Below are 26,994 nucleotides of genomic sequence, written 5' to 3'. Positions count from 1 at the left end.
ATTTTTTCTTGAGGCTGTCTACCAGCATTTTCCTGAAAACTATCCGGTTGGCATCACAAAACCTGACCACATCGTTGTTCATTTTATTGATCTGCAGCTCCACCATCGTCAGGTATCGCTCACCGTCGGGCTTTTTAAAGCCGTTGTCGTTCAGAGTATAGTATGCAGCTGCGTTCAAGGTAGTGTCAGGGTTGGCAATGTCCCAAAGTTTTACATCTCCGTTAGGCGCTATATAGGTAGGCGCAGCAAAATCTTTCCCGTCTATCATTGCCGGGTAGGTACCTGTCACTCCTCCCGACTTAAACTTCCGTATCATTTGCAGGTATACATCACGTTGGGTGGTTGTCCAGTCTTTGCTGGTAATGTCGCAGGTTACTTCACCAATGCCACAATAATTGCAGCCGTTAAAATCTTTGTAGCAAGTCAAAATCTCTACAGTTTTTTTGCTGTCCATGCGGTACTGAAAATATTTGAAGGCATACACCGGGTCTAAGATATAAGCAAACTTGTTTTCAGAACCCATCATTACTCCCCAGGCACGGTCGGGGTAATAACCACGGTCAACCCCATTGTATGTTTTAGCCCTACGCTCTACTATTTGGGTCGAGTCTTGCAACATTTTCTGGTAGTATTCATCTACACTGCCTGTACTGGTTTGTTCGGCGGGCAACGTGGTCAGCACATCCTCGGTTAAAGGCGTGTGCGTCCCTTGGGTAAAGTCTTGATTATCCAATATTTTGGCAAAACGGTAGCCCGTGCAGTTTAAAAATGACTCGACCAAGTGTTGCTCATAGGCAATTTCTATTTTATTGTCGCTGTTATTATTGGTGCCAGCTCCGGTTTGCTGGTCACGAATCTTCTTACTGACCTTGCTCTTAAGTACCCATTTCAAAAACCAACCAATGAATGGAATATTGGGCACGGCATCGTCAAAAGCACTGTCGTGTACGTTTGTATTGCCCCCACTGCGGTCATCTACTACGGTAGATATTCCTCCTGAACCTGTCTGGTAGTTTATATCCACGCTGCCATCAGGGTTTACCTGTACTTTGAGCTTGGCAAGCTCCGACTGCCAACACTCCAGCAAGTTTTCGGCGTAATATTGGGCGGTTTTGTTGGCATCGCTGCTATGTGCCTTTAGCTTTAGGTCATCGCCACAGCCATCTTTGCGGGCTTCCAGTGTATCTGCTACTACGTTGCCGTCTTTGTCTTTTCCGTTGGCATTGTAGGTATCGGTGAGCATGTGTTTAATCATTAAACTAAACGTACCTGGTTCGTGCCATCCCTTCATAAAAGGGGCTAAAAACTTATAGTAAATATACTTTACCCGTTGTTTTACCTGGGCATGCGTATAGCCACCAAGTAAGACAAGTTCTTGGGGGGTCAAGTCTCCACCCAAATATATATGGGAGGCTTCAAACTGAGCTTCGGTCAAAATCTGCCCATTTCCTTTAGCAATTGCCTCAGTAATCACGGTGGGCAAATCTGAAATATCATCGGGTACTACCTTCCAGAAAAAGCTGTAGGCAAACCCTTCCAAATCGGGGTAAAACTCGGTTTTGCGTGACACAAACTGAATGAAAGGGTTTACTTTATATACTCCGTCCCCAGTTTGGTCATTCAACCCATAAGTCATATTCTTAAAATCAAACACGGTAGACAAATTGATAGGGATACGCATCGTGCCACAACTCGGGTTGTTAATTTCAATGTCGTAAGGCTCCAGTAGCTTTACTCCGTGCTCTTCGCCAAAGAAAGTTTGACCAGCGCCCAAGCCCAGATCACTGGCGTATTTGCTGTCTAATGAAGCAAAAGTCACTGCACCGGTTTTTGCCTGATTCAAGTCTTGCTCAAGCTCCTTTACCTTTATAAAAAAAGAATCGATTTTACTATTACAGGTGACATTGTTCATCCACTTGGTAAACATGGCAATCAATGGTTGGATGCTGCCCGATACATTTGCCTGGTTGTTCAACACAGATGGCGGTAACTGCCGGATGCCTGCCAAGCCAATAGGGGTCAGTTGTTTTTCAATCAGGTAACTGCCTGGCTGTAGGGTCAAGCCCGCAAACTCCACGGTAGTGTTACAAACGGCATTGGCGGCATTGCTGCTCAGGGTACTTCCGTTAATGTTTCCCCAGCTTATTTGTCCTGCGGTAGCAGTATTTATGGTTGCCCAATTGGTGGAGGTTTCGTCGTCTAACCTATGAATCAAAATAGTGACAGAAAACTTGCACCCAGTCAAGTCGGTACAAGTAGGCAGGTATTTAAAGGTAAGCGGACTGGCATTGATCAGGTGAATGCGCTTACTTGCCACGGTTTTGTTAAAACTTTTATAGTGGGCATTGATGAGCAGTTTTTCGGTAGTAGTGTCAACAACGGCACTATCAAGTGCTTTCATATTGGCTTGCTCTTGGTACGCCAAACAAGTGGCGATCACTTTGCCTTCTTTAGAGGTGTAGCTGATGCTTGCTGTACCATTTTGGTCAATGTTGATGGTCTTGATTACCGAACTTGCCGAAGGTGCCTCGTCGCCAAACAAACGAATCAGTTCAGTTTCGGTAGCAGTGGCGTAATATGTTTTCACCGTTTTGCCGCCTTCCCCCAATCATATGGGTTTTGCCTACACCCGATTGTTCTTTTACTTTACCATCGGGCGAAAATAAGGTACGGGTAAAAGCGTAGCCTTCAGCATCAGGAATGTTGTTCTTTCCGGTATAATAGTGATAAGGATTACCCACGCTTTGGTCTACTTTGGCAGGGTTGCGGTAATTAATATCTTTATCAAAATGTTTAGGACGGTACAACTTTCTATCTACTGGGGTGGTTCCTTGGGTTTTCACCAAATTTTCGTAGTACCCTTTCAACCCCTGGTTTGGCAAAGGGGCAGGCAAAGTGGCCATTACCGGGCGCCCGCTGTAGTCGTACATTTGTTGGGTTACAATGGTGGTTTTTTTAGAAGGCAGATAGGTTTGGGTTTGCTTGACCTGGTTCAGTTTATTGGCATAAGTAATGCTCTCGCTCGTGCGATTGCCTTCGGTAAAAGTTCTGGAATAAATAAAGCTCCGTCCTTTGGCCTCGTCGCTGTCGGTAAAATGAAATACACTCAATGCTTTGCCATCCTTATCTTTAGGTTTGATCACCCCATTTTTTAAATCCAGCAATACCATGGTTCCCAGCTTAGCGGGTACTTCGGCGTGCGACCACTGCCCCCAGTTTTTGGCATTGGCAATGCCCCCTTTATATTGAGTACCTATAGGGCGTACCCGCCATACATAATACCCTGTACCTTCGGCAAGGGTAAACTGTACTGTTTTGTCACCGCTTTGGGTTTCAAGCGTCAAAGCACGGTTCCAGTCTACCTCAGTCAAAATAGCGGTTTCCTGTTTGATACGATCTCTCAATGCATCTACAGTGAGCGAGGTAGCATATTCGGTAGCAATGGTGCTTACCCAACTTGTCCACGCCAAACTATTGTTGTCGGGGTTGGCATAGTTGTGTAGCCTCAATATCTGTAGCTGGTAATTGGGCATGTGTTCGTCGCTATTCCAGGCAAATGTAGCCGTCTTGCCTGTGATAGTTGCCCTTAGGTTGTTTGCTGCTACCCCCGTTGCCGTTATGTTATAAGCAATGTCATAATTTGCCACTACCCGCAGGTTTGCCTGCATCTCGGCAAGCAGGGTACTTTGCTGGGCAGGGGTCAGGGTCGTATTTAAAGGAAAAGTGATTTTAGCCAAACTTACGACCACTCTAAACTGACTGTAGTCAGGCGTTGCTTTGTTGATCTTATCAATAAAATCAAAATGGTACAACCTTTCGGGCACCTTGTTGCTAATTTCCAGCAGGCAAGTAGAGGTACAGAGGTTCTCTGATACCCCACTGTTGTTTTCGCCAAAGACGGTTACATCTACTTTGGCATCAAACTCCAAATCGCCATAAGTATAGGTTTCGCCAAGGTCTAATTGCACCTTCAACAACGCCTTGGCAATGTTGGTAGTGGGATGGGTAGCCGGCAACAATAAAGTTTTGGTGACATTATTTGCTGGCTGAGCTATGACAGTATTAGTGTAGTGCCCGTTCTTATAGGTAGGCTGTTGCGCCCAGGCTACACCAGTGTACAGAAATAACCCTAGTATCAATAAGTATTTTGCTTGTCTCATGCGATTCAATGATTTGATCCTTACTCAAAGTTTTATATTAGTGACTTGTTTCTATGGAATACCCCCTGAACTTAGGCAAAAGTCGCTGTTGGGTGTTCATGACTGCTGCTTTGGCAGTAGCCGGCACATAGCCCTTGTAATTGGGGCTCAACTGCAGGTATACTATTTCTTGCCCTGATAGCGTATGCGCCGGGGTAAACTTCACCACTTGTTTTTCAAGTTTTTGCTTTTGCATGTCAAAAAAGTAAGTAACAGTTTTCACCTTAAACTTTTTTTGTGCTTCAGCTGCCACTGTAGTGGTAATCAACTTTATTTTTTTGCCTTTATACATCCTGTCTTTTACTGAGGTCACCTTACTTTGCGCAAACAACTCGTTTTGCATTTGGGTCATCTTTTTGGCGTAAGCCAGGTGTTGATTAAACATACCTTTGGGGGTATTTTTTTGTAAAATCAGTTTTTGAGGGTGGAACACCTGAAACACCCATTGGCGGTCTTGGTAAATACTCACTTGATTGGTTTCATACATCAGTTGATGAGTACCCACAATCATTTTCACTTTGGCCTCTTTGCTTTCCACCTTTCCCTGGTACACTGCCAGGTTGGTTTTAGGGATCATTTTTATGCTCATATGCATCAGGTAGTGTTGCCCTGGCTTAGGAAACTGCACCTTCTTCATTTTGTCCATGAAGTTTTGCAATACCTGATAATATTTATTCGTAGATTGAGCATTACCCTGGACAGTTGTCCAGAGTAATAGTCCTGTCAATAAAACTTTTGCCATCACTTTCATTTTCTAGGTCGTTTGGGTTGGTTGTATTGGGTTTCTTGTACAGTTTTCATTCCTCGTTCGGTTTCAATCAAGCGACGAATGAGTTTGCCTTCATCGTTGTATTGATAGTACAAACCAAAGTGTTCGTCGTCAAACTGAGCAATCAGGCGCAGCGACTTAAGGTCGTATACATAACAAGTGGTTTGAGCATCTACTGGCTGAAACTTTACATCATCTATTTTTAGGGTTCCAGTAAACGAAGAGCTTACCTCCAGGTCAAACTCACTGTAAGCAAAAGAGCTAAACGCGGCTCCTTCAATCTTTCCGCTGAACAACACCCACTCGCCCACTTGAGCTACCTTTTTCAGCGCATATTCGTTGGCGCTGGTTTCACCGTTGTTCCCATCGGCTGCATTTCTTAGCTTTACCTTGAGTTCATTCTGGTCATAATCGTGGTGTACCCACAGTTTTACTATGCCTCCTTTGGTTTCAAGTTGGTTGGTCTTCATTATTTTATCACCATTGACCAATACACCTTTTTCGGTACTACTCAAGGCTTTGTGCGACAGTCCGGAGTGTCCCTTGCTGGCAAAACCTGGTCCTTCAAAGCCACTGAAATAAGTAGAGGCATATTGCGCATTGCCTGCCACCATTGTAGGCAGTATGCCTTCATTGTCAAACCTTGCCGAACTGTATATGCCCAATGGGTTTTTCTCTTCCAATGCGTTGCCGTGTGGAGAGTACAAGGTCACTTCAGTAGAAGCAATCCATTTGTTGCCAAAAGTTGGCGGAGCCACTTCCCAATCACTAGAAGAGGGCAATGTTACACTAGAAATGACCCCTCCCTTATAAATCCGGTTATTTGCATTTACCTTGGGGTCAGACGATTGTACATTGTCACGGTAGGTATAGCTTTGGTGGGGTCGCCATATTTTATCCAACGCCTTGATAATGTCGGCATCAGTCAAGCCATACTGCGCTTTTACCCCTGCCGAAGCATTGGTTGCCCAATCTTTCTTAAAAGTTTGAAAGCCCACGCTGAGCACATTTTTATCCATGCGCCACTTTCCGGCTACCTGAAATGGGTTGCCCTCTTTTCCATAAGTCACTATAGAGCCTACCGATACACCCAATTGGTTAAAGCGATCCTTTACTTGCCCCTTTTCATACTTTCGCCCCAAGGTGGGATACTTCCACGAAGCAGGTACTGTCAAGGCATAAATTTCTCCATTGAGTTCCTGACCATTGACCTTTACAGGATTTGTGTCAGTAGAATGAAACCCATCCATCGTACGGGTCAATATTACCTCCCCTGTATGAGGGTTAAAACCTGCATTTTCGGTTTCACTGGTCACCCCATCCTGAAAGGCACTGACTTTTTTCAAAATCACCGGATAACGAATTACTTTAGAAGTCACATGGGTGCTAATGCGCTGAGTCGTGTACTCAAAGCGCAAAGCAGGTGATACATAAATAGGCAATGGAGGTACAATAAATGTGGCTGAAAGGTCTACCGACAAGTCAGCACTAATATTTCGGTTGCGCACCGAACGACGCTCCATTGTAATGTCCATTTCTTTACCAGGCACTTCCCAGGTTACATCACCATTGGGCTGCATCATTCGAATTTTTTCGCCAGGCTCGTAATACTCATAGGTTTGTCCGGCAAACTTTTTCACTGCCTCAAGCGCCTGCCCGGTGTAAGTACCCATGTAGCTTGCCACTTGCTTGATTTGGCCATGCATTTGGTTAATAATGAAGCGGTAGCCTTGGGTAAGATACGCCTGAGTGTTGGAGTAGTAAAATAAACCTAAAGGTATGGTCACGTTGCTCATACGCTTTCTGTCTTCACCCAAACTGGTATAATCTACCCCTTTTTCATCTCCGATCTTAAAATCTTTTTTGTCAGAGACATAAGTGTACACCTTGTCGTATGGATAGTCTTTGGCAGTATAATAATCATTGACAGAAAAGCCTGTTCCAGTTTTACCTTTATGAATGCTTTGTACAATGACCCTTGAGTGCCCCACCGAAGCACCCGGCAACAAAGACTCGCCCAAAGGTCCTTCAAACTGCTTTCTGTCCAATCCGGCAGTCAATCGGCTATACCACTGCTGCCCTTTGCGTGGCAGGTAGCGCACCAAGGGGTTTTCTTCCCGGGCTGTACTAGGCTCGTTGGTGGCTACTCCACTGCTTATTTTTTGTATACTCCCGTTAACATCTAGCAAGAAATCTTCATACATAAACTCTTGTCCATACAGGTTGGCATCTCCGTTTTCTATACCTGCATCATACATCAGCAATCGTTTTACCCTTACTCCTCCTCCTTTTTTGGCTTTAATCATAGGAATTTTAAGGTAAGAAAGTGCCTCACTTATGGTTTTTCCCACCTTCTCTTTTTTGGGTATACTTTCGTCAAATGTGGACTTGATCAAGCCCGAAATTTGGTTATTTACCGTAGTAGCGGAGTTTAAAATGTTACCATTGGCAAGTTCTTTTCGGTTGTCGTATACATGTTTGCCAAACGGTTTTATTCCTTCACAATCGAAGCCGTGGCGTTGGGTAGTATAAAAATCGTAACAAGCCTGACGCGGCACCGATGCCCTCCCGTTGTCGTCGGTTACCCCGTTCAAGGTAATGCGTATGCCAGTACTCCCCTCTTTGGTAACATTACCCACTGCTGCATATCCGGTAATGTACTCCGCGTTACAATCATTCAGCACAGGGACTCCATTGCCATATAAGTTATATAAAAACCTGAAATAGATTTTTTCGCCATTGGTCACAAAATAGTCTTGCATCAAGGCCACTTGTTGGTCTATTTCACTGGCAAAGTCAGGGCTGTTGGGGTCGAGCCCCAAACTGGTGGCGTCTATGACATAACTTGGGTTCAAGCTATAATTTTTGAGCATCAGGTGGCTATCATTCGCCTCTTTCAATGGAGTCATGGCCATTGGGCGACGGTTTTGCACAAAGCTGTAATCTTTTTGTTCGTATTGAACCAATATTTCTCCCCCTGATGGTAACTTAATTTGCTTAAGTTGCCAGGCGGCAGGGTCAAACTTCTGATAGTCAACCGTGGTTCTGGTGGTTTGATCTATCCAGGGAATTTTCTTTAGCTTTCTGTTTTTGCCATCAAACTGAATATTTCCCCAAGGACCTAAATAGTAAGGGGTATAATCAGGGTTTTGGGCATACTCCCCGTGCTTATCGCTCATTTCATTGACAATAGCCCCGTATTCGTCCCTTATTTCTTTGGCAAACTCGTTTTTCACTTTGTATTTGTATACAAACTCATAAGGCGCTGTTTTACCGCTTGATATACCACCAAACTCAAACCATACTTTTTTCAGGGTAAGCTTGCCTGAAGTAGTACTTGTTTTCTGACGAGGAAACAAGCCTTGGTCACTATTGGGCACGTTTTGTACCAGGCTATAGTCATAGGCAAAGTGCACTACCTGCAAGGGTTTGTCCAACTGCTTTTTAGAAAACAACACAATTTTCTCAAGGTATTCCAGTCTTTCATTGCCTTTTACTGGCTGATTGTTTGTACCTTTTATCGATGCCGGGTCACTGTCACTACTCAAGTGTTTTGCCCCCAAGCCATCCTTGCGTACATTGCCCGAACCCTGAATATAGGGCGAGTTAGCATCTACACCACCTGCTACTCCGTTCCAACGACTGGCATCACTCACATTGGTTACAAAATAGGCAATGTGGGTTTTGGTTTCTACAGTTTTTAGGTAATACACCTCCTTTTCGCCGGTAGAAATAGTCCCAGTGCGGCTTTTTTTATCCGAATTTTGATTTTGATCGTAAAACAATCCATTGTAAGGAATTCTCCAGCGATACCAGGGAGCTCCGGTGCCTGCCCCATATTTTTTATGGTAATCAAACCTGGTCCACCCGCCAAAATCTTTAGCGTCTGGTCCGTCATTGCCCACATCTACGTAATCTGGAGTATTGATAGAAGTGAGTAAATAATTGGTAGCATAAGGCAACTGACGTACTTCACCTATTACTCTGGCATTGGGGTAGTCGTGCACCGAAGAACTGTCCAAGTCCAGGTTATATTTTCCTCCTGTTTGCTCCAAAGCAATTGGGCGGTAAGCCAAAAACTCACCATTACCTATTTGGGTATTTGCAGAGGTAGCGTCTATCTGAAAGTTACTGGTATTGCGGTTAAACACGGGCACCCCATATATGTAGCGTACCCCATTTTTGTTCGTTACCTCCATTTCGGTAATGGCTTCAGGGTTAGCCGCCGTTACGTTGTTGTCTAAACCGGTTACGCGAGTATTGTCAAATTTTGGATCCGATTTTTTGTGGTAGTTGATGTAAGAAGAGTTAGAGAGTTTGTCGGTGTTTAGGTGGGTGGCAAACTCTCCCGGAGCATTGACTCTTTTGCCACTGCCAATGGTCGCAGTAGACAGGTTGGTGTTGCCAGTGCTGGTATTGGTAGACGTATATTCTACACTACCCGCTTTGTCGCCATTGAACCTAAACACTCCTTGTTGGTCAAAGCCCAAAGCATTGGTAGTGGCACTTCTTTTTTTCCAGTCGGTTATTTCAGATTTTTGGTCTCCCAAACCAATCGTTACTCCAACCCCTACGGTCACCCCTACATTAAAGTCTATGCCCAGGTTTCGTTTTTTGGTCCTGCTTTTGGCGTAGCGAGGCAAAAAGTGACCAATTTTTTTCTGGTAATATCTAAAGCCACCTCCTACACCTTCACCATTGATCATGTATTGGTCGGCGTTGTTGAAAGGAATGCCCAGGTACACATCTCTTTTGCTATAAGGAGTGCTTTTTTCTACATAATAATCGTTGCGTTGGTCTTGTTGGCTGGTGCTGTGCATGTAGCCGTTTACGGTTTCGTCGCTTGACTCTTTATGGGTATAAATAGAAAATACTCCTTTGGTAGTCACGTCCATTCCTACCGGTACATTACCCGGCGTACCAGTAAGCCCTGCTTCCAGGCTATAGTTGGTCGCGTCATACTCTTCAACATTGGCATTTGGTATATTTTCGGAAAAAGAATACATAGCAAAACTGGTGCTCAAAGGAGAAGAGGTTAAATCACCTAACACTTGGTTACCTAACCGTTTTGCGCTCACCTTAAACCTCCACTTTCGTGTATGCAACGTCTTGGTTTTCATGTTTAAACTTCCATCTTCTTTCTTCAGGTTTCTATACAATGCCATAGGGTTTATACCAAACCCCCAGGTAGTTCCTTGCGCCCCGGTTTGCATATTGAAGCTTGCTCCCCCAAAGGCGTTGCCCCCAATGCCATAAAAGGCAGCCAATCCAGTGTAACTATTGTAGCGTAAAGTTCGCAGGTAATTTGCTTGTATCTTCACTTTGTCTACATCCGTTGCATTTTCAACAGACACCACAGACTTAGGTCCTGTGTATTCAAAATTTACTACCTTCTTGTTACCAAAATACTTAAGTCCTGTAGCCAAAGTACCACTGGTGGTCCAGTTGACGGGCATCTTGTTGTATTGCTTTACTGGGGCGCTTTTGTAATCATCGGGAAAGCCGCGCACATTGCGATTCACCGAGCCGGGGTTGAGTGTCCAGCCGTAGCCCACCCACGAAGCCTCCTCTTCAGAGTTGGCTCCACTATGATAAGCCAACGACATAGCGTATCCCCCACCGTCAGGACCGGGAATTTGCAATACAGGCAAGTTATAGGTAAAGTCGCCCGTAAAAGTATTGACCATGTTGGTGGTGGCCACGGGTTCGAAACTTGCAAACTCAGGCGATGAGGGACCAGAGGTAAGGGCAAAAGCTGCCCCGGCAAATATGGTGTCCACCACTATGTTGAACGCCAGAAATAACGACGTTGCCCTTATGATTTTCCGTTTAATTCTCTTGATTTGTTTCCGTTTCATTGTATCACTTTATTTATGCAGGTAGCTTACCTGTGGTATATTGTCTAAGTCGTTTGTATCAAATACAAAATGATGGATTCCTGTTTCAAAAAGTTGATCAGTAAAAGTAATGTCTAGTTTTTTGGCTTTTTTTAAAGCTTGCTGACTGGCTTCATCACCCGCAAACACCAGGTAAATATTGCGCCCTTTGGTAAGGCTATAGGTGTTTTCCATGTTGGCAATTACGGGCTTCATTACTTTGTCACCTGCCTTGAGGCGAATGTACTGCGCCATGTTAAAGTTCATTTCCATTACCCGCTGTTTATAGGCACCATAAGAGTGGGCATCTTTGTATAAAATATCCTGTACCGAGGCCTTGTCTCCTTCACCGCTTAGGGTAAGGTTTAACAAAAAAGTGCGCCCGGTTTTATACTGAGCCAGCAAGCTGTCTACCATCTTGCGGTTTGTGTACTGTCCCCTCAGTTCTTTGCTTACCAATAACTCTGGCGGCAAATACTTCATGCTGAGTCTCACCTGTCCCACGGTTTTCTTTTTTATCAATCCGTGGTTGTCATTGTGCACCCACTGATACAGTGCAGCCTGCGACTTGATTACTTTTTGGCAGCTGGTAAAACAGCACAAACACCCCACCCACGCCATTAGATAAAGTAAATTCCGTTTCATTGTTTGTAACTTTGGTTAAGTGCAGTCAATACTTCTTCTGTAATGTCCAGGGCTTTGTCACCATACATCAGGTTGCCTGCATTGGTAGTACCCAGTACCACACTATAGCCTTTTTCTTTGGCGTATTGCTCTACAAAACTGTTGATCTGTTTAACTGCTCCTCCAAAAAGTTTTTGCTCCTTGCTGGCGGCTTTTTTTTGTATGTTTAACTGGTACCTGTCCAGGTCTGCCCTTCTTCGCTGCATCTCTACCTGTAGCTGCTTGAGCTGTTGATCATTCAAGCTGCTTTTTTGGTGACTGATAAAGTTCATCGTGGCATTTACGCGTTTTTCAAGGGTATCAGCCCCTACTTTCCACGCGGTTAACTGCTTGTTGTATTGCAACCGTGCTTCTTTTACCCCCAGGTACTTATCCATAAGTTCGGCAGAACGTACATAAGCAATCCGATGATTTTGGGTGGGCTTTAGCGCCAGGTAACCAATGACCCCTAGTAAGAGGAGGAGGTTAAAAATAACGAGTATTTGATTTTTCATTTTGAGACAAGTTGTTTTAATGGATCGCTTTATTTAGCCGTAAAGTTTACTTGAAAGGTTTTCCCCTCAGGCGTGTTTACTTTCAATACATACACCTGGTTTCGAGTGCGTTTTTTTCTAAACGCGGCATACTTTCGCAAAGGAATGATGTACTGTCCCTCTGCATCTTTGGCTTTTACTGGCACAATGCGGTGATTGGTAATGCTTTCGCCTTGTTTGTTGGCAATGGTAAATTGAAGCGCCCTTACTTCCTGATGGTTTTGGGCAGCCAGATTGAACCGTAGCTTGTAATCGTTCACTACATAAAACTGTTGACTGTCGGGTTGTTCGGTCAATAGTGTGATGCAAGTAGTAGGGCGGGGTTTTTCAAGTTGAAAGCTATATACTTCGCTGGCTAGTTTGCGGGGAACCGAAGATTCGTTGACACCTACATAATAAGTAGCAGTTACTTGCCAGGCGTATGCTTTGCCCTTGGCAAGGGCAGGCGCCGATGCAGGGTAGGTAAAAGTGGGCAGGCGCAGGTATTTTTTTGTAATCAATGGTGGGTTTGCCTGAATAGCGGCCTGGGGCGATTGTCCTTTCATTGTTTCTACAAGCTTAAACTCATAAGTAGCCGTGTATTTTTGTGGGTACATGGGCATCCAGCTAAACGTAGGAAACGTATGTTGAACGACTTGCTCTTTGGCTGGGAAAACCGGGCGCGGTGCCGATACTGTACCCAGCTGGGCATAAGTAATTTGGGCACACAGCCCTATGAATAATATGATGACAGATAATGATCTCATGGGTATTTTTTTAATCAATCTCACCTAATAATTTGTTCTAATAATGTTGATCCACTAATGGCTCTAAAAGCCGCAAGAGGTGTATACCTGAGATATACCAAAGTTTTGTAGCGTCGATGGACTTTTTTTTAAATCTTTTTTAATTTTTTTTCAAAAACATACATCACTTGTCTCTCTAATGCTTTTTATCACGACAATAAAAAGAGGTTTTGCTGGGGGTAAATGTTATTTATCAGATCAGCAGGGATTATCAAGTCATTCAAAAGCAGGGAGGTGGAAGATTATAAAAAAAATACCATCGTTAAAGAACTGTTAAAGCCTTCATAAAACAAATCTTTGTACCCAACCAACCAGTTATACTTACAAGCAATATTTAGAAAGCATAGAATCAAATTTGAAAAAAATATCGAATATTTTTACGAGATGTTTGGTTTTTAAAAATCGCTGCCATACATTTGCATCATCAGTTCACTTCACGGAGAATTGATTTATTGAGAAGAGGTGAGAGAACAGGCTCCTAGACCCTCTGGCAACCATCATCAACTATTGAGAACGGTGCCAAGTCCTGCCCCAAGTATAATGAATGGGAAAAATAAATTAATTATCATTATGACAACACAGACATTTAAATCTTACGTAAACACTCCACAAACAAACGGAGTACACACATCCAAAAGCGCTCATAGAGCCATCACTCACCATTCAATTTCCACAAATTGTTGTTGTTGTTGCTGTTGTTGGTAAATTCTACCCACACATACCATTCAATGTAGCAAATTACCTTTTAGTTTCTGAGCAACACCTTTGCTAAAAAGTAGGCTACTCCTTACAAATTTTGCTAATTATTTCCCGGTTTTCCAAAACACCGAAACCCTTCCTGCCAAAGGAATAAAGTTTCGCATATTTGGCTATGACAATCATATATAAGAATGGTTGTTTCTCAAATACAATAAACTTATATCAAAAAGTAAGTGTATCAACTTATAAAGTAGATACATCTTACACACTAAAAGCACTGAATACAATGGAACTAAGAACTAGAAATAATACCCAACATATACAGCCAAAAGTTTACATTTTACACGAAAATAATGAGTGGTTTGAGCCTTTGAAAGAAGAATTGGAACTATTGGGGGTGCCCTACGAAAGTTGGTTTATCCACGAAGGGCGCATTGACCTGAGCCAGGCACCACCCGAAGGCATATTTTTTAGTCGAATGAGTGCTTCTTCGCATACCCGTAACCATCGGTTTGCAATAGAGTTTACCGAAACGATTCTGGCTTGGCTAGAAGCCCACGGACGACGGGTGATCAATGGAACGGCGGCTTTGAGGCTGGAAGAAAGCAAGGCCAAACAACATATAGCCCTACAGCAACACGGCATTCAAACTCCTAAAACCTACGTGGTAAGTGGTAAACAAGCGGCGCTGGATGCTGCCCGTAAACTAGGTGATGCCCCTTTTATTGTAAAACCTAACCGTGGCGGCAAGGGTTTGGGGGTGCAATTGTTTCACTCGCTTGAGAGTTTTGAGCTTGCCTTAGACGATTACCTCAATGTATTGGCTTCAGTAGACGGTATTTACCTTATTCAAGAGTATATCAAACCCAAGGGTGGACACATCAACCGGGTAGAGTTTATAAATGGGCAACTTTATTATGCGGTTGAGGTGGACACCTCGCAAGGGTTTGAGCTTTGCCCTGCCGATGCTTGCAACAACCGGGCACTGGACAATAGTGAAGCACCCAAAGAAAAGTTTAGAATCATAGACAATTACCAGCACCCTTACCTGGCGCGTTTCGAGCAGTTTTTACAAACCAATCAGGTAGAGGTAGCTTCTATAGAGTACCTGCAGGCAGCAGACGGAGAAATATATGTATACGATATTAACACGAACACTAATTATAATTGGAGGGCTGAACAAAAGTCTACCAGCGGAGCGTTGAAGGGCACCCGCAAACTGGCGGAGTTTTTATTTGATGAATGGAGCGAAATCAAACAACCTCAGTTGGCGACAAGCTTTTAGCGGCAAGCGACAAGTAGTGTGTTTGACTAGCCACAAGCTTTTAGCAGCAAGCGACAAGTAGCTCGAATCAGCTATGGACTACCGACTAAATACTATGGACTATTGAAAACACTATAGATACAATTTATTCAGGAACACTATCAAATAATGAACATTATAACACGTATGAACACAGCGGTGCACAACCCGGCTTAGGCTGGGCTGCACTGATCAAACACTATGACATAAACCATCAGTTTTCAGGGTGATACTTCTATCTACCGATTTTATAAACCGCTAAAAATCAGTGTTCTATAAAATCGGTAATAGGCTTGAAAAGCAGCTTGTCGCTAAAAGCTTGAGGCTGTAGAGGCTATCGACTGAATACTGTGGACTATGAACACTCATCCAGATACCCGTTAGCATTGTACTATTCCTATGATAGAGTTTAGAGTTTAACTTTTGATTAGATGGAATGTAGAAAGTCAATGAACAAAACTGAGCGGTTTTATCGCTCAGTTTTTTTTTGTTAGTGCCATAAAAAACACCCGAAGAATGGTTTCGGGTGTGGATAAATACACTTTAATCATTGGCCTTGTCTATCATTTGCAATATTTGTTCGATCGACTCCAGTGCCTTAGGATCAATTGCTTCTTGTTTTTCTTTTATTACCTTACGCAACTCTTCGGTGTTACTACCATGTTTCATAAGTTCCATCTTTGTATCTTTCTTAATCAGTCCCTCATATACTACATCATAAAGCTTGGCAAGCAAGCTTTGTTTGGTATCGTGTTTATCGATGTCCATTTTTGGCTTGATGCCATCTAGTTTTCCATCTTTGCTTGATTGCGTTTCTTCATTTACTATAGATTCCATCACCTTCATTTGTTCTTTTTGTGACAGTCCTTGGAAGTAAGAGTCTTTGCCTGGAGACTGAGGTTTGAGCCCATGTTTTATTTGCCAGGTATAATAAATATCCTGACGCATGTTTTCTTTATTCATAATCTCATTTCGGCAATTATTCCATAGGTAAAGAATTTTTTGTTTAAGCTTAAAAGGATTCTCTTGATTATACTTGGGCTTGTCTTTTTGCTCCCTCAACCATTGGGCAAACAATTGTTTACCCAAGGTATATACCATAGCTCCAAATACTCCTACATGTGGGTTGTTTTCTCTTCTACCATCGCGAAGCTGTTCTGGAAAATCTTGTACCCCAAAATCCACATTACTTGTACCTTTCTGGCTGGTAGGGTTGCCATGTTCCACACTGTGCATTCCCATTTGAGGGCTTTCTTTCCTATTTTCCTGAGCTATTCCTACATTAGGAATATAACCTTGCATAGTGTCAGGCATTTCTTCTAATACATCAACTGTGTCTTTTCCTCGTAAGTTTTGTACTTTTTCGGTGGTATAAGGTCCCGCTGTTTTAAGTTTGCTATCTAATGGAGTAATGGAAGGTAAACCATAGTGAGACAAGTAGCCGATAGAAAAGCTATTTTCAGGTATAGAAATATCTGAAGGAGACTGCCCCCCATGTTTTTTTACCATCATTTTGAAATAAGCAATGGCTTGCGCTCTTACTTGATCCATTGTAAATACACCGCCTACTTGTGCAATATTAGACTGCTTCGTAGGCACTTTATCCATCTTAGTAGGTAAATAGCTCGATGGTGTTTCAAAGCTTCCGTGCCCTTGCAGGTGAAAAACCTTGGTATCTTCCAACGACAATTTTTTCTTCATGTGCTGAGAGCCTTGACCTACTCTTTTGGTTGGCTTTTTAGGGTCGAAACCATATAGCATGGTATTGGGCTTGTCATTCCCTTTCACCATATTTCCCATGCCTGCTATACCATCTCTTATTTCACTATTATAATACTCCCAATCTCCTTCCAGTTTTTTAATTTCATTTTTTAAATACAATTGATGCAATATTTTATCTCCTTCAAAATGGTGATTTTGAATGTATTCTTGCTTCTCTTGTTTATGTTTATCTGATGATTTACTCTTTTTTTGCTTTTTTTCTCTTGTGAGCGCTTTTTTAATTTTAGAATCATAATCGCCAATTTTCTTAGCATACGCTCTTAAATCCTTTTCGTATTGATTAACAGTCTCTTTAGGTAAAGAAAAATCCTCTTCAAGTGATCGCAAAATCTCGCCTCTTTTTCGGGCATCACCCAAATACCCAGTGCGAGAAAGGCGTTTACCTCCTTTTTTAGGTAGTTTTGATTGTATGCTCTTATAACCTCTTTCACTGTCTTCGTGAGACAGGTTTAAACCTTGTTCATCCAAATGATACAAAAAACCCATTGCATCCTCTAATTTAGATACCTTTTCAAGGTTTTTACTCATTTTTTCGTATTCAAGTTCACCCCACTTTATGCCTTGACTATCTGTTTCCTGCTGTCCAAGCCCATCTATCATAAAGTTCTGATTACTTGATTCATACACAGGCTCATCATCAAAAACGGTTCTAAACTGCTTTTCAAGCTCCTTTTGCCCCACAAACTTCTCATCGACAAAGTGTTCATTAATGTCAAATACAGAGTTTTTACGGAATAATTTAGTAAACTTTGGATCTTGATTTTGACGCTTTAAGTCTTCATCCTTATCAAACCTTGATTTATCTTCACCAAACACTTTCCAACCTATTCTCTCTATATCTTTTTTGCTGATCTGTCCTGTATCCTCCATATGGTAGTACCACTTTTCAAATCGAACAGGGTCTTTGCTTAATTTTGCCTTTGAGAAACTGGTAAGCCCTCCCTTATGTTGCAGTTGCTTGGCTATAAACTGGGCCATTTCTTCAGACATTTTTACTGCATTATCATATACAAAGTAGCCCTGCACAGGTGCCCCCTGCTGGGTATTCCCCACTGACGACTTCATGCCACCACCTTGCTTCAACTGAGCAGGTTTCATACTCATTGCCTGGTCGCCAATGTCGTCCGCTTCTTTCTCTAGTTGAGGGTCGTTGTTAATACCTACGCCATTGTTGCCCTGAATGGTGGGTTGTACCCGCCCTTGAGCTTGTTGCCCTATGTGGGCAAGTTCGTGTCCCAAGTGCTTTTCTTTACCAGGGGCTATCTCTACGGTGTTGCCTTGGGCGTAGGCTTCTGCCTTAAGCTGGGCAGGTTTGCTAGAGTTATAGTTTACCTTGGCTTGGGTTACATCTACCCCCATGATATTGCTCACGTTGGTTTTTACCTGTGCCTCGTTTACATTGCCGCTGCTCTTGCCATTGCTCGTATTGCGCTGTATAGGGCGTTGTTTTGCCTGAAGGGTAGGTCTTTGCCCCTCTTTACTTTGAATGGGAGGCATTCCACTTTGCTTGGTTGGTATAGGAGACTGACTGCCTTGTTTGCTTTGAATGGGAGGCAAATCACTTTGTGGAGAACGTATAGCCTGGGCTAGTTTGTTTTGAATCACCTCTGGCGACTCTTTTTTCTGCACAGTAGGTTGATCTTGTACTTGTTGCTGATTTTGATCGGCTTCGTTGCCTTGTTGTATCTTGGACATAAATGTTGTGATTACTTCTACGGGTTATAGAAGCAAAAGCAGGGAAGCACTTCTTTGTAACTAAGACTTGCGGCTTTTTTTTCAATGAAAAAGAAGAAACTTGATAGAGTGATATTAATTATTGCAGAAGGTAAAAAAGGATTGCCAGATGGAATAAAATTAAGGGTTTCTTATTGGGATACACTTTTCCAAAAATAAGGGCTAATGATCAACAGCTTATACAACAAAGGGCTGATAACAGTTTGTTGTCAACCCTTTGTTGCTTTTTATTTTACCAAAAAATATAATTACATCCCAAAGTCAATAGAGACTTCTTTGATAACGGCTTCTTTCTCTGCAACTATCTCTTCGGAGTTGCTCACGGTGTCTGCTTCGTACACTGTCTCATTGGCATCGCCTTCGCCAAACGCATTGCGGGTATCTTCGCTTATATCTATTTTTACTATGCACATAATATTCAATGTTTTAATTGGGTAATTGCTTGTTTTTAAAACACCTTGAAGCGATTAAAAGTTCATTCAGCGCTTTCTGGGCGTGGTTTTCTTTTTAGTATTCGTTTTTTTTCGTGCAGTAGTTTTTTTAGGGGTTGGTTTAGGTCGGCGCCTGCCCAAACGGCTGGCAATAAACAACAGCAAAGGAATTACCAGCGAACCCATAATCCACTCCTTATTATTGTTAAAAAACGTCACCCAGCGCTTGGTTTCGGTGGTTACTACCTGTACGCTTTTGTCCAATACGGGCAAATCTTTGTTATAATCACCTTTGCGCACAATCACCTTCAGGTGCAAGTCAAGCTTGCCATCTTTAAGCGGGGTTACGTCCCACTCCCATAGGGTATACCCTCTCCGGCTTACTGCCTGAATCTCAGAACTATGTTTCAGTACTTCAAAGTCGTGTGGGCTGGCAATCAGCTTTACCCCCATGGCGCTTCCAACCTTTATTTCCTGTATTTTTACCTTTTGCGAGCCACGCACATTTTTTACTATAGTAATGCGGTTTTGCCCACGCGAAAGTCTTACTTCAATGCGTTGTTTTTTGCCTACCCGCATCGAGTCTGGAATGTTATGTAAAAGTGTTCCATCCGACAAATCGTCTGATTGAGAAGTTCTTCTGGCATTGGGGCGATTTTTATCGTGTTTACGCTTATCGGCGCAAGCCGTCATCATACCAACAAGCAACATGAGTAAAAATAGTTTGACAACAAAAGTGCTGTTCATCATCGGCAAATCATAAAATTGAACATTTACTTTACAAAGTTAAAGGTAATTCTAACAATATAAACAAATGAGACTTCAATGTCACATTATTTTAGCAAAGCTTGGGCTTTGGTTTCATAAGCCTCCAGGTCGGTCAAGTGTTTGGTAAGTTTGCGTGCTTTAGCAAAATCATCTAAAGCCTTTTGTGCAGCGCCTTTTTTGAGATAATATACTCCTCTGGCAAAATACGCCCATCCACTTTTGTCGTCATACTTGAGCGCCTCTTCTATGTCTTTCCAGCTTTTGTCCAGCTGATTACTTTCGGCGTATAGCCAGGCCCGGTTCCCCAAAATGTATGCTTCTACCACATTTATTTCCAATGCTTTGCCTAACTGAACAAAAGCTGCCATAGTATCGCCTTGTGCGGCTTTTACCAAGCCCAAATTGGCATAAGCCAAATCTTGACGCTTGTTGAGCTCTATAGCCTTTTGCAAATCTTTGGCGGCAGCCTCATACTTTTTTACTTTATACAGCAAATACCCCCTACTACCCAAAGCATCTGAGTTATTGGGCTCAAGCCCGATTACTTTGTCTAAATCTTTGATGGCATCATCGTACCTTTTCAACTGCATGTAGGTAGTAGCACGGCGAAAAAACACGTAACTAGAGTCTTGGTATTGAGCGACCACCACATTGTAGTCGGCAAGGGCACCCGAAAGATCGTCGCTGGCAAAACGTGCATTGGCTCGGTTATAATAAGCATCCATGAGTACAGAATCGAGGGCAATGGCTTTATTATAATGATGGATCGCCCTGGAGTAGTTTCCCATATTGAATAAGGCGATGCCTAAGTTGTTATAAATCTCCGAAAACGAACTGTCCCGCTTAATTCCCTCGGTATAATAGTAAATGGCTTGCTTATACTGCTGTTTCTTCAGGTTGACATTCCCTTTCAGGAAAAGGTTTACCATACCTTGGTCGTATTTTGATGACTGACAGGCACAAAATGTGGTGGCTACGACTACGCCAAATAAAAGGTTACATAGTTTCTTTTGGATGTTCATATTACGTGTAACTTTATACAATAATTTTAACTATTCATTAGTTATTCAACTGTTGAGTGCACAAAACAAACAACAGGGTATCACATTTAATAAGCGGCATTTACGCACAAATAAGCGGCATTTATAGCAGGTTTTCTACTAATTTGATCTAAAAGTTCTTTTTATAGTAACTTTTGCAACACATTATTTTAATTTATCAAATTAGTGTACTATATTTGCTTAAAATAAGTCAATATTTTCATTTTTTATTCCACAGAGGTAAGGATTAATACGATGGCAAACACTGATAACAAAAAATTGATGAAAGATTTAGAGTCAGCAATCAAAGAGCTTAAAGCTGTTCACAAAAACAGAGAAGCTATCTTGAATGAGTTGACTACTAAAACCAAAAAAGACGGTAAATAAGTACCCTCTTTTATTTAATCATTAGGTATAGGCAACAGCTGTATCATAGAACTGCTGTGCCCTAAACACAACAAATATTCTACAAATTACTATCAATGCTTACCATCCTCCAAATGTTAAGCATTTCTTTTTTATAACCCTCCCCTTTTTTCTTCTTTACACTCACTCTTTCTCACCCCTACATTTTATACATATTGCATTCAGGCAACCATTCTTTCAATTGATGTTTCTCAGCCAGAGATAAAGGGTTGTTTGCCAGATAAATTTCTTTGAGATTTGTAAGTTTACGCAATACTGCCGGCAGCCGAACAAACTGATTGTTACGCAAAATTAGCTTTCGCAAATTAGACAAATCAGCCAAAGTTGCAGGCAAATCAGTCAATTGATTGTGGGCAAGGTCTAGTCGAACAAGTGATTGAAGGTGACCCAATGAATCGGGCAAGCCATGAAGGTGGTTGTGCCCCAGGTTTAAGCTACGTAACTGGGTCAGTTGACCCAAACTTTTGGGCAACTTTAGCAAACGGTTATTGAACAAGCTCAAATAAGCTAGTTTATGCAACTGTCCTATTTCTTCGGGCAAGTATTCTAAGCGCACATGATTCAAAGACAAATTTATTAAGTTCTGTAAACGATTGATTTGAGCAGGCAATACAGGCAATGTATTGTGTGAAAAGATCAACTCAGTCAATTGATGCATTTGGGTAATAATAAGCGGGAAGTTCTGAAAATTGTTTTCGTAAATACTCAATGATTTGAGCTGTTTCAGTTCAATCATTTCGTCGGGTAGGTGGCCTAACTGGTTTTGCTGGAAGGTAAGTTGACTTAAGTGCTTTAGTTGCCCTATAGCGGCGGGAATAGTACCTATGGGATGATTGACAATTGATAAAGTGCGCTGGTTGAACCTGATAATATGCGAAGCCTTTAACTGATGGAGGTCTTTATACACAAAACATTGATAAAGCTCCAGGTAATTATTCACCAAAGGTTGAAACTCAGGCTTGCCCAACGCTATTTGCAGGGCAAGCTCTACATTGGCTATTTCAGCAGAACCCAAAAGTTGTAAAAAATGATCTTGTGCTGTCATTTTTGTTGAGTCAGTCAACGAGAGTTTTGTTAGATGATGTACCTTTTAAAGTTGGCTTATTGCAAGGATATGTGTTATTCATTCTTATAATTGCAAATATAACACCCAACAAAAACCTAAGAAACTCCTTCTATAGACTAGTTTTGCGCCCATTATCAATTTTCAACTCGTTTTACACTAATTCAAACGTGGGTCAGTCGGATAGTGCGACATCACCTTGTACTTGCCCCCCATTCTACGCAAAACACCTCGCCAAAACTGATCAGGCTCGGTATCAAAAATAAACTTAGCGTCTGAGGCACTCACCACCCAAGAGTTTTGCCCCAACTCCTGGTCTAGTTGTTCTTCGCCCCAACCCGAATATCCCAGAAAAAAACGAATGTCTTGCTCTTGCAATTTACCTACCCTCAAATATGCCTTGAGTTGTTCATAGTCGCCCCCCCAAAAAATGCCTTTGGCTATTTCTACAGTATTGTCAAACAAGTCGGGGGTACGATGAATAAAATGTAGGGTGTCTTGTTGGACAGGACCGCCAACAAATAAGGGAACATCTTCCAGGATATCTTCTTCCAGCACATCTTTAAGGCTTACATTGGCTTTTTGGTTCAACACAAAACCAAAAGAACCTTTGTCGTTGTGCTCACAGAGCAGTACTACACTCCTCTCGAAGTTTCGATCACCAAGAAATGGCTCTGCAATGAGCAAGTCTCCTTTTTTGACTGATTGTTTTGACATAGATTGTTTCTTTATATGAAAAATAAAAGTCTTTAATTCCTACATAAATTTTTCAGGTATGCGCTTGCGATTGATCAATTTGGTATACTTTATCAAAGCTGTTTTGTCTGGTAAGCTCATTCGACTTAGTTTTGCGCCTTTGTCTTATGGAATAGACAAAAATAAATTATTATATCATTCTGGTTTGCATAATAATAAATCGCAATATCTTATACTATGAAAACGGAAACCTTTCGAGAAAAGATTAGTTTTTACCAACAACGTTTCAGCTATCAACCACCCCAAATTCAAGCCCCGCTTGCCCCTCAAACTCAACTGGTAGTAGTCATTCCTTGCTACGACGAACCCGACCTTACAGGCACGCTGGAGTCTTTGGCTGCCTGCCAACCACCACAAGCCCCGGTAGAAGTGATTGTAGTGGTCAATCAGGGAGTAAATGCCCCTGAACATAGCATTGCCCAAAACCAACAAACTGTAGCTCTAGCCAACGAGTGGATAGCCACAAATCATCCAGAATGGCTTACAGTGCACGTCATAACAGCGTACGATTTGCCAAAAAAATCGGCTGGGGTAGGGCTTGCCCGCAAAATAGGTATGGACGAGGCTTTGTACCGCTTGGGGGCTATAGGCATCAACGGGGGCATTGTATGCCTCGATGCCGACTGTAGGGTGGCACCCAACTATTTAGTAGCACTTGAGCAAGCCTTTGCCCAAGGCATTCAGTCGGCATCTATCTATTTTGAGCACCGCCCCGATGTATCAGAAACCTTGCAAGAAGGCATTGTACAATACGAACTGTTTTTGCGTTATTATGTGGCTGCTTTACGCTTGGCGGGGTTTCCTTATGCCTATCACACTATAGGCTCTAGTATGGCAGTCCGCGCTCATATCTATGCCCTTTCGGGCGGAATGAACCGTCGTAAGGCAGGAGAAGATTTTTATTTTTTGCACAAAATAGCGCCTTTGGGCAAATATTATGAAATAAATCAAACTACAGTATACCCTTCGTCACGTACCTCGCACCGTGTACCCTTTGGAACGGGCAAAGCCCAACAAAAATGGATAGACCAGTCCCAGAAAATATTGTTTACTTATGCCCCACAAACTTTTGTTGACCTCAAAGCTTTTTTGGAGAGCAGTCCGCAGCTTTTTGAGCAAAACGAGGCTTCACTGAAGGCTTTGCATGAGGGTTTTCCAGCAAGCATTCAGGCGTTTTTTGGTTGGGAAGAATTTGTTACCCAAGTGCAAGACATCCGTCAAAAAACGGCTACTATAGGCAGTTTCCTCAAGCGTTGGTTTCATTGGCTCGATGGCTTGAAAATTCTCAAATATGTGCATTTTGCCCGCGATCATTACTACCCTGAAGTAGCTATTCACGAAGCAAGCCTCCAATTACTTAGCATGCTTGGTCACCCTTCTCCGGCTTCTACTAATGCCAAAGTTTTATTGGAAACTTACCGCGCTATAGACAAAGGTCATCAGGGAATGGTGGAGTTTTTTTAGGCCTGGTCTTTAGCAAAGTCGACCAAGAGAGCGAAGAACAATCGCAGAGTTTTGAATAAGCATTGTATTGGTCACGGCAAGCCTAAGACCAATACGGAGGTGGTTATTTGGGTTGGTTGAACTTCCAACTTTGCCGTAAAAACTAACGGATATTGAATCAAAAAGAACCCAAACCCCCAGCGCTTGGTCTTTAGCGAAGCAGACCAAGAGAGCGAAGAACAATCGCAGAGTTTTGAATAAGCATTGTATTGGTCACGGCAGGCCTAAGACCAATACAGAGGAGGTTGTTTGGGTTGGTTGAACTTCGCCGTAAAAACTAACGGATATTGAATCAAAAAGAACCCAAACCCCCAGCACTTGGTCTTTAGCGAAGCAGACCAAGAGAGCGAAGAACGATCGCAAAGTTTTGAATAAGCATTGTATTGGTCACGGCAGGCCTAAGACCAATACAGAGGAGGTTGTTTGGGTTGGTTGAACTTCCAAACTCTTGGTCTTTAGCGAAGCAGACCAAGAGAGCGAAGAACGATCGCAAAGTTTTGAATAAGCATTGTATTGGTCACGGCAGGCCTAAGACCAATACAGAGGAGGTTGTTTGGGTTGGTTAGTCATCGTGTTGAAAAGAATCCAAAACCTCAGCTATTGGTCTTTAGCGAAGCCGACCAAGAAAGCGAAGAACAATCGCAGAGTTTTGAATAAGCATTGTATTGGTCACGGCAGGCCTAAGACCAATACAGAGGAGGTTGTTTGGGTTGGTTAGTCATCGTGTTGAAAAGAACCCCAAGCCTCAGCGCTTGGTCTTTAGCGAAGCAGACCAAGAGAGCGAAGAACGATCGCAAAGTTTTGAATAAGCATTGTATTGGTCACGGCAGGCCTAAGACCAATACAGAGGGGGTTGTTTGGGTTGGTTGAACTTCCAAACTCTTGGTCTTTAGCGAAGCCGACCAAGAGAGCGAAGAACGATCGCAGAGTTTTGAATAAGCATTGTATTGGTCACGGCAAGCCTAAGACCAATACAGAGGAGGTTGTTTGGGTTGGTTGAACTTCCAAACTCTTGGTCTTTAGCGAAGTCGGCCAAGAGAGCGAAGAACGATCGCAAAGTTTTGAATAAGCATTGTATTGGTCACGGCAGGCCTAAGACCAATACAGAGGAGGTTGTTTGGGTTGGTTGAACTTCCAAACTCTTGGTCTTTAGCGAAGCAGACCAAGAGAGCGAAGAACGATCGCAGAGTTTTGAATAAGCATTGTATTGGTCACGGCAAGCCTAAGACCAATACAGAGGAGGTTGTTTGGGTTGGTTGAACTTCCAAACTCTTGGTCTTTAGCGAAGCAGACCAAGAGAGCGAAGAATGATCGTATCAGATAAAATAACCTTAACTTTTTTAGGGCTTAATTATATTATTCAAATACCTCCATATAGTGAGATAAAAAGTTATACGTATCATCATCATATTCATAAAACCTATAAGAGCTATAAAGATACTCATCCAATGAGTTTGCTAACATCCACTTTCCCTGAAAAGGGTTATTATGTATATAATCTAACTTTTGTTCTATAACCTCCCTAGAATCATACAAGGCATTTCTGGATTGTTTTTGCCAAAACTGATATTTTCTATCAGAAGTTTTTACTTTGAAAAAGCTCAATACTTCTGGGTGGTATTTTTTCAAGTCCTGAGATATTTTTTGTGCAGTAAATTTAAGAAAGTCTCTTTGCACTTCTTTTAACTTATGGGGTGGTTGTATTTTCCATAATATATGGATATGGTTAGGCATAATAACAAAACCATATATTTTTGCTCGTTTTTTTGTAACCAAAAAATCAAGGCTTTTAATAATGAGGTTTTTATACTTCTCAGGAGATAAAAGGTTTTTCCACCGTAAAACAGTGGCTGTAAAAAATCCAATGTAGTGATGCTCTGGAAAATCTTCGTCCATAGGTATACTGTTTTGAAAGAATATTATGATTATAGACGTGAAGAAATAAAAATCGGCTACTTTCAGTTCTTGATCTTAAGTAATCAGGTCAAGAGATAGCAAAGTTTTGAATAAGCATTGTATTGGTCACGGCAAGCCTAAGACCAATACGGAGGTGGTTATTTGGGTGGATTGAACTTCGCCGTAAAAACTAACAGATATTGAATCAAAAAGAACCCAAGCCTCAGCTCTTGGTCTTTAGCGAAGCCGACCAAGAGAGTGAAGAACGATCGCAAAGTTTTGAATAAACATTGTATTGGTCACGGCAGGCCTAAGACCAATACGGAGGTGGTTGTTCGAGTGGGTTAGCCGTTGTGATGAAGACAGAAAGTTCACTCAATATCCCCCTACGCTCAAAAATGAACATGGGGGTTATAAGTAGGTTATTTTCTAAACAACTATCCATTATCATTAGATTCGTGCCAGCTTATATCACCCTCAAGTTCATCAAGCCTACCACTTAACAGCCCTCCTTTCAATGTACTTAACTGCTTTTTGGAAATCACTACTTTCTTAAACTTCTTGATTTTACTTTTCATAATCATGCATTTTATGGTAAAAAAAACCTGATTGAACCCTTTTTGAGTTCATACATACAATTTACGAAGAAAATTTCAATATGTCTGAATAAGTAGCTTGAACACCCCTATGCTCAAAGTTTTTTCAGGCTTGGTGGGGTTATTTTGTTACATCAAACTTCAGTGTTGT

At 42.2% G+C, this 26,994-nt stretch carries 17 protein-coding genes and 1 riboswitch; of the genes, 2 read left to right on the top strand and 15 right to left on the bottom strand.

What is annotated here, in order from left to right:
- The 7 genes from M23134_RS06195 to M23134_RS06165 form a co-directional block, all read right to left on the bottom strand.
- The coding region (locus tag M23134_RS06195) for a hypothetical protein (protein ID WP_002694646.1) at positions 1–2,587 on the bottom strand (2,587 nt) is incomplete at its 3' end.
- The gene (locus tag M23134_RS06190; protein ID WP_002694645.1) at positions 2,553–4,160 is read right to left on the bottom strand and encodes a hypothetical protein; all 1,608 of its coding nucleotides are present in this window, start codon (positions 4,158–4,160) and stop codon (positions 2,553–2,555) included. The genes M23134_RS06190 and M23134_RS06195, both read right to left, overlap by 35 nt.
- Before the next feature lie 37 nt (positions 4,161–4,197).
- Positions 4,198–4,941, bottom strand: coding sequence for a hypothetical protein (locus tag M23134_RS06185; RefSeq protein ID WP_157558362.1), 744 nt, complete (start codon positions 4,939–4,941; stop codon positions 4,198–4,200).
- A gap of 5 nt (positions 4,942–4,946) precedes the next feature.
- A complete protein-coding gene (locus tag M23134_RS06180; protein ID WP_045113084.1) occupies positions 4,947–10,826 on the bottom strand; it encodes a hypothetical protein in 5,880 nt (1,959 codons plus the stop codon).
- 9 nt (positions 10,827–10,835) lie between these two features.
- Complete coding sequence (locus tag M23134_RS06175; RefSeq protein ID WP_232296778.1) at positions 10,836–11,489, bottom strand: hypothetical protein; 654 nt, start codon at positions 11,487–11,489, stop codon at positions 10,836–10,838.
- A complete protein-coding gene (locus tag M23134_RS37610; protein WP_002694641.1) occupies positions 11,486–12,022 on the bottom strand; it encodes an OmpH family outer membrane protein in 537 nt (178 codons plus the stop codon). The genes M23134_RS06175 and M23134_RS37610 overlap by 4 nt, the downstream gene beginning before the upstream one ends.
- 29 nt (positions 12,023–12,051) lie before the next feature.
- The gene (locus M23134_RS06165; RefSeq protein ID WP_045113083.1) at positions 12,052–12,807 is read right to left on the bottom strand and encodes a hypothetical protein; all 756 of its coding nucleotides are present in this window, start codon (positions 12,805–12,807) and stop codon (positions 12,052–12,054) included.
- A 485-nt stretch (positions 12,808–13,292) separates the two neighbouring features.
- A riboswitch (SAM riboswitch) is annotated at positions 13,293–13,406 on the top strand.
- A 425-nt stretch (positions 13,407–13,831) separates the two neighbouring features.
- Here M23134_RS06165 and M23134_RS06160 point away from each other — a divergent pair.
- On the top strand, positions 13,832–14,830 hold the full coding sequence (locus M23134_RS06160) for an ATP-grasp domain-containing protein (RefSeq protein WP_002694638.1): 999 nt from the start codon (positions 13,832–13,834) through the stop codon (positions 14,828–14,830).
- A 561-nt stretch (positions 14,831–15,391) separates the two neighbouring features.
- On the opposite strand, the gene M23134_RS40745 is transcribed toward M23134_RS06160, so the two are convergent.
- The 6 genes from M23134_RS40745 to M23134_RS06135 form a co-directional block, all read right to left on the bottom strand.
- Positions 15,392–18,325 carry an eCIS core domain-containing protein gene (locus tag M23134_RS40745; protein WP_002694637.1) on the bottom strand — a complete coding sequence of 978 codons (2,934 nt, stop codon included), beginning with the start codon at positions 18,323–18,325 and terminating at the stop codon, positions 15,392–15,394.
- Positions 18,326–18,612: 287 nt separating this feature from the next.
- Positions 18,613–18,777, bottom strand: a complete 165-nt coding sequence (locus M23134_RS40970) for a hypothetical protein (RefSeq protein WP_002694634.1) — start codon at positions 18,775–18,777, stop codon at positions 18,613–18,615.
- 66 nt (positions 18,778–18,843) lie between these two features.
- Entirely contained in the window at positions 18,844–19,545 is a 702-nt protein-coding gene (locus M23134_RS06150) for a hypothetical protein (protein WP_002694633.1), read from the bottom strand.
- 83 nt (positions 19,546–19,628) lie between these two features.
- Entirely contained in the window at positions 19,629–20,585 is a 957-nt protein-coding gene (locus tag M23134_RS06145; protein ID WP_002694631.1) for a tetratricopeptide repeat protein, read from the bottom strand.
- Positions 20,586–21,168: 583 nt separating this feature from the next.
- On the bottom strand, positions 21,169–22,074 hold the full coding sequence (locus tag M23134_RS06140; RefSeq protein WP_002694628.1) for a leucine-rich repeat domain-containing protein: 906 nt from the start codon (positions 22,072–22,074) through the stop codon (positions 21,169–21,171).
- Positions 22,075–22,251: 177 nt separating this feature from the next.
- The gene (locus tag M23134_RS06135; protein ID WP_002694627.1) at positions 22,252–22,809 is read right to left on the bottom strand and encodes a YqgE/AlgH family protein; all 558 of its coding nucleotides are present in this window, start codon (positions 22,807–22,809) and stop codon (positions 22,252–22,254) included.
- A gap of 216 nt (positions 22,810–23,025) precedes the next feature.
- On the opposite strand from M23134_RS06135, the gene M23134_RS06130 reads away from it, so the two are divergent.
- Positions 23,026–24,312 (top strand): glycosyltransferase, encoded by a 1,287-nt coding sequence (locus tag M23134_RS06130; protein ID WP_002694625.1) that lies wholly within the window; start codon positions 23,026–23,028, stop codon positions 24,310–24,312.
- Between the two features lie 1,395 nt (positions 24,313–25,707).
- Here M23134_RS06130 and M23134_RS06125 read toward each other — a convergent pair.
- Positions 25,708–26,247, bottom strand: a complete 540-nt coding sequence (locus M23134_RS06125) for a transposase (RefSeq protein ID WP_002694624.1) — start codon at positions 26,245–26,247, stop codon at positions 25,708–25,710.
- A 437-nt stretch (positions 26,248–26,684) separates the two neighbouring features.
- Positions 26,685–26,825 (bottom strand): hypothetical protein, encoded by a 141-nt coding sequence (locus M23134_RS40965; protein ID WP_157558361.1) that lies wholly within the window; start codon positions 26,823–26,825, stop codon positions 26,685–26,687.
- Between the last annotated feature and the right edge of the window lie 169 nt (positions 26,826–26,994).

The sequence above is a fragment of the Microscilla marina ATCC 23134 genome (assembly GCF_000169175.1).
GTDB classification, from domain to species: Bacteria; Bacteroidota; Bacteroidia; order Cytophagales; family Microscillaceae; genus Microscilla; species Microscilla marina.
The sequence above is the reverse complement of the archived record's forward strand: the minus strand, read 5'-3'. Positions and strand labels throughout refer to the sequence as shown.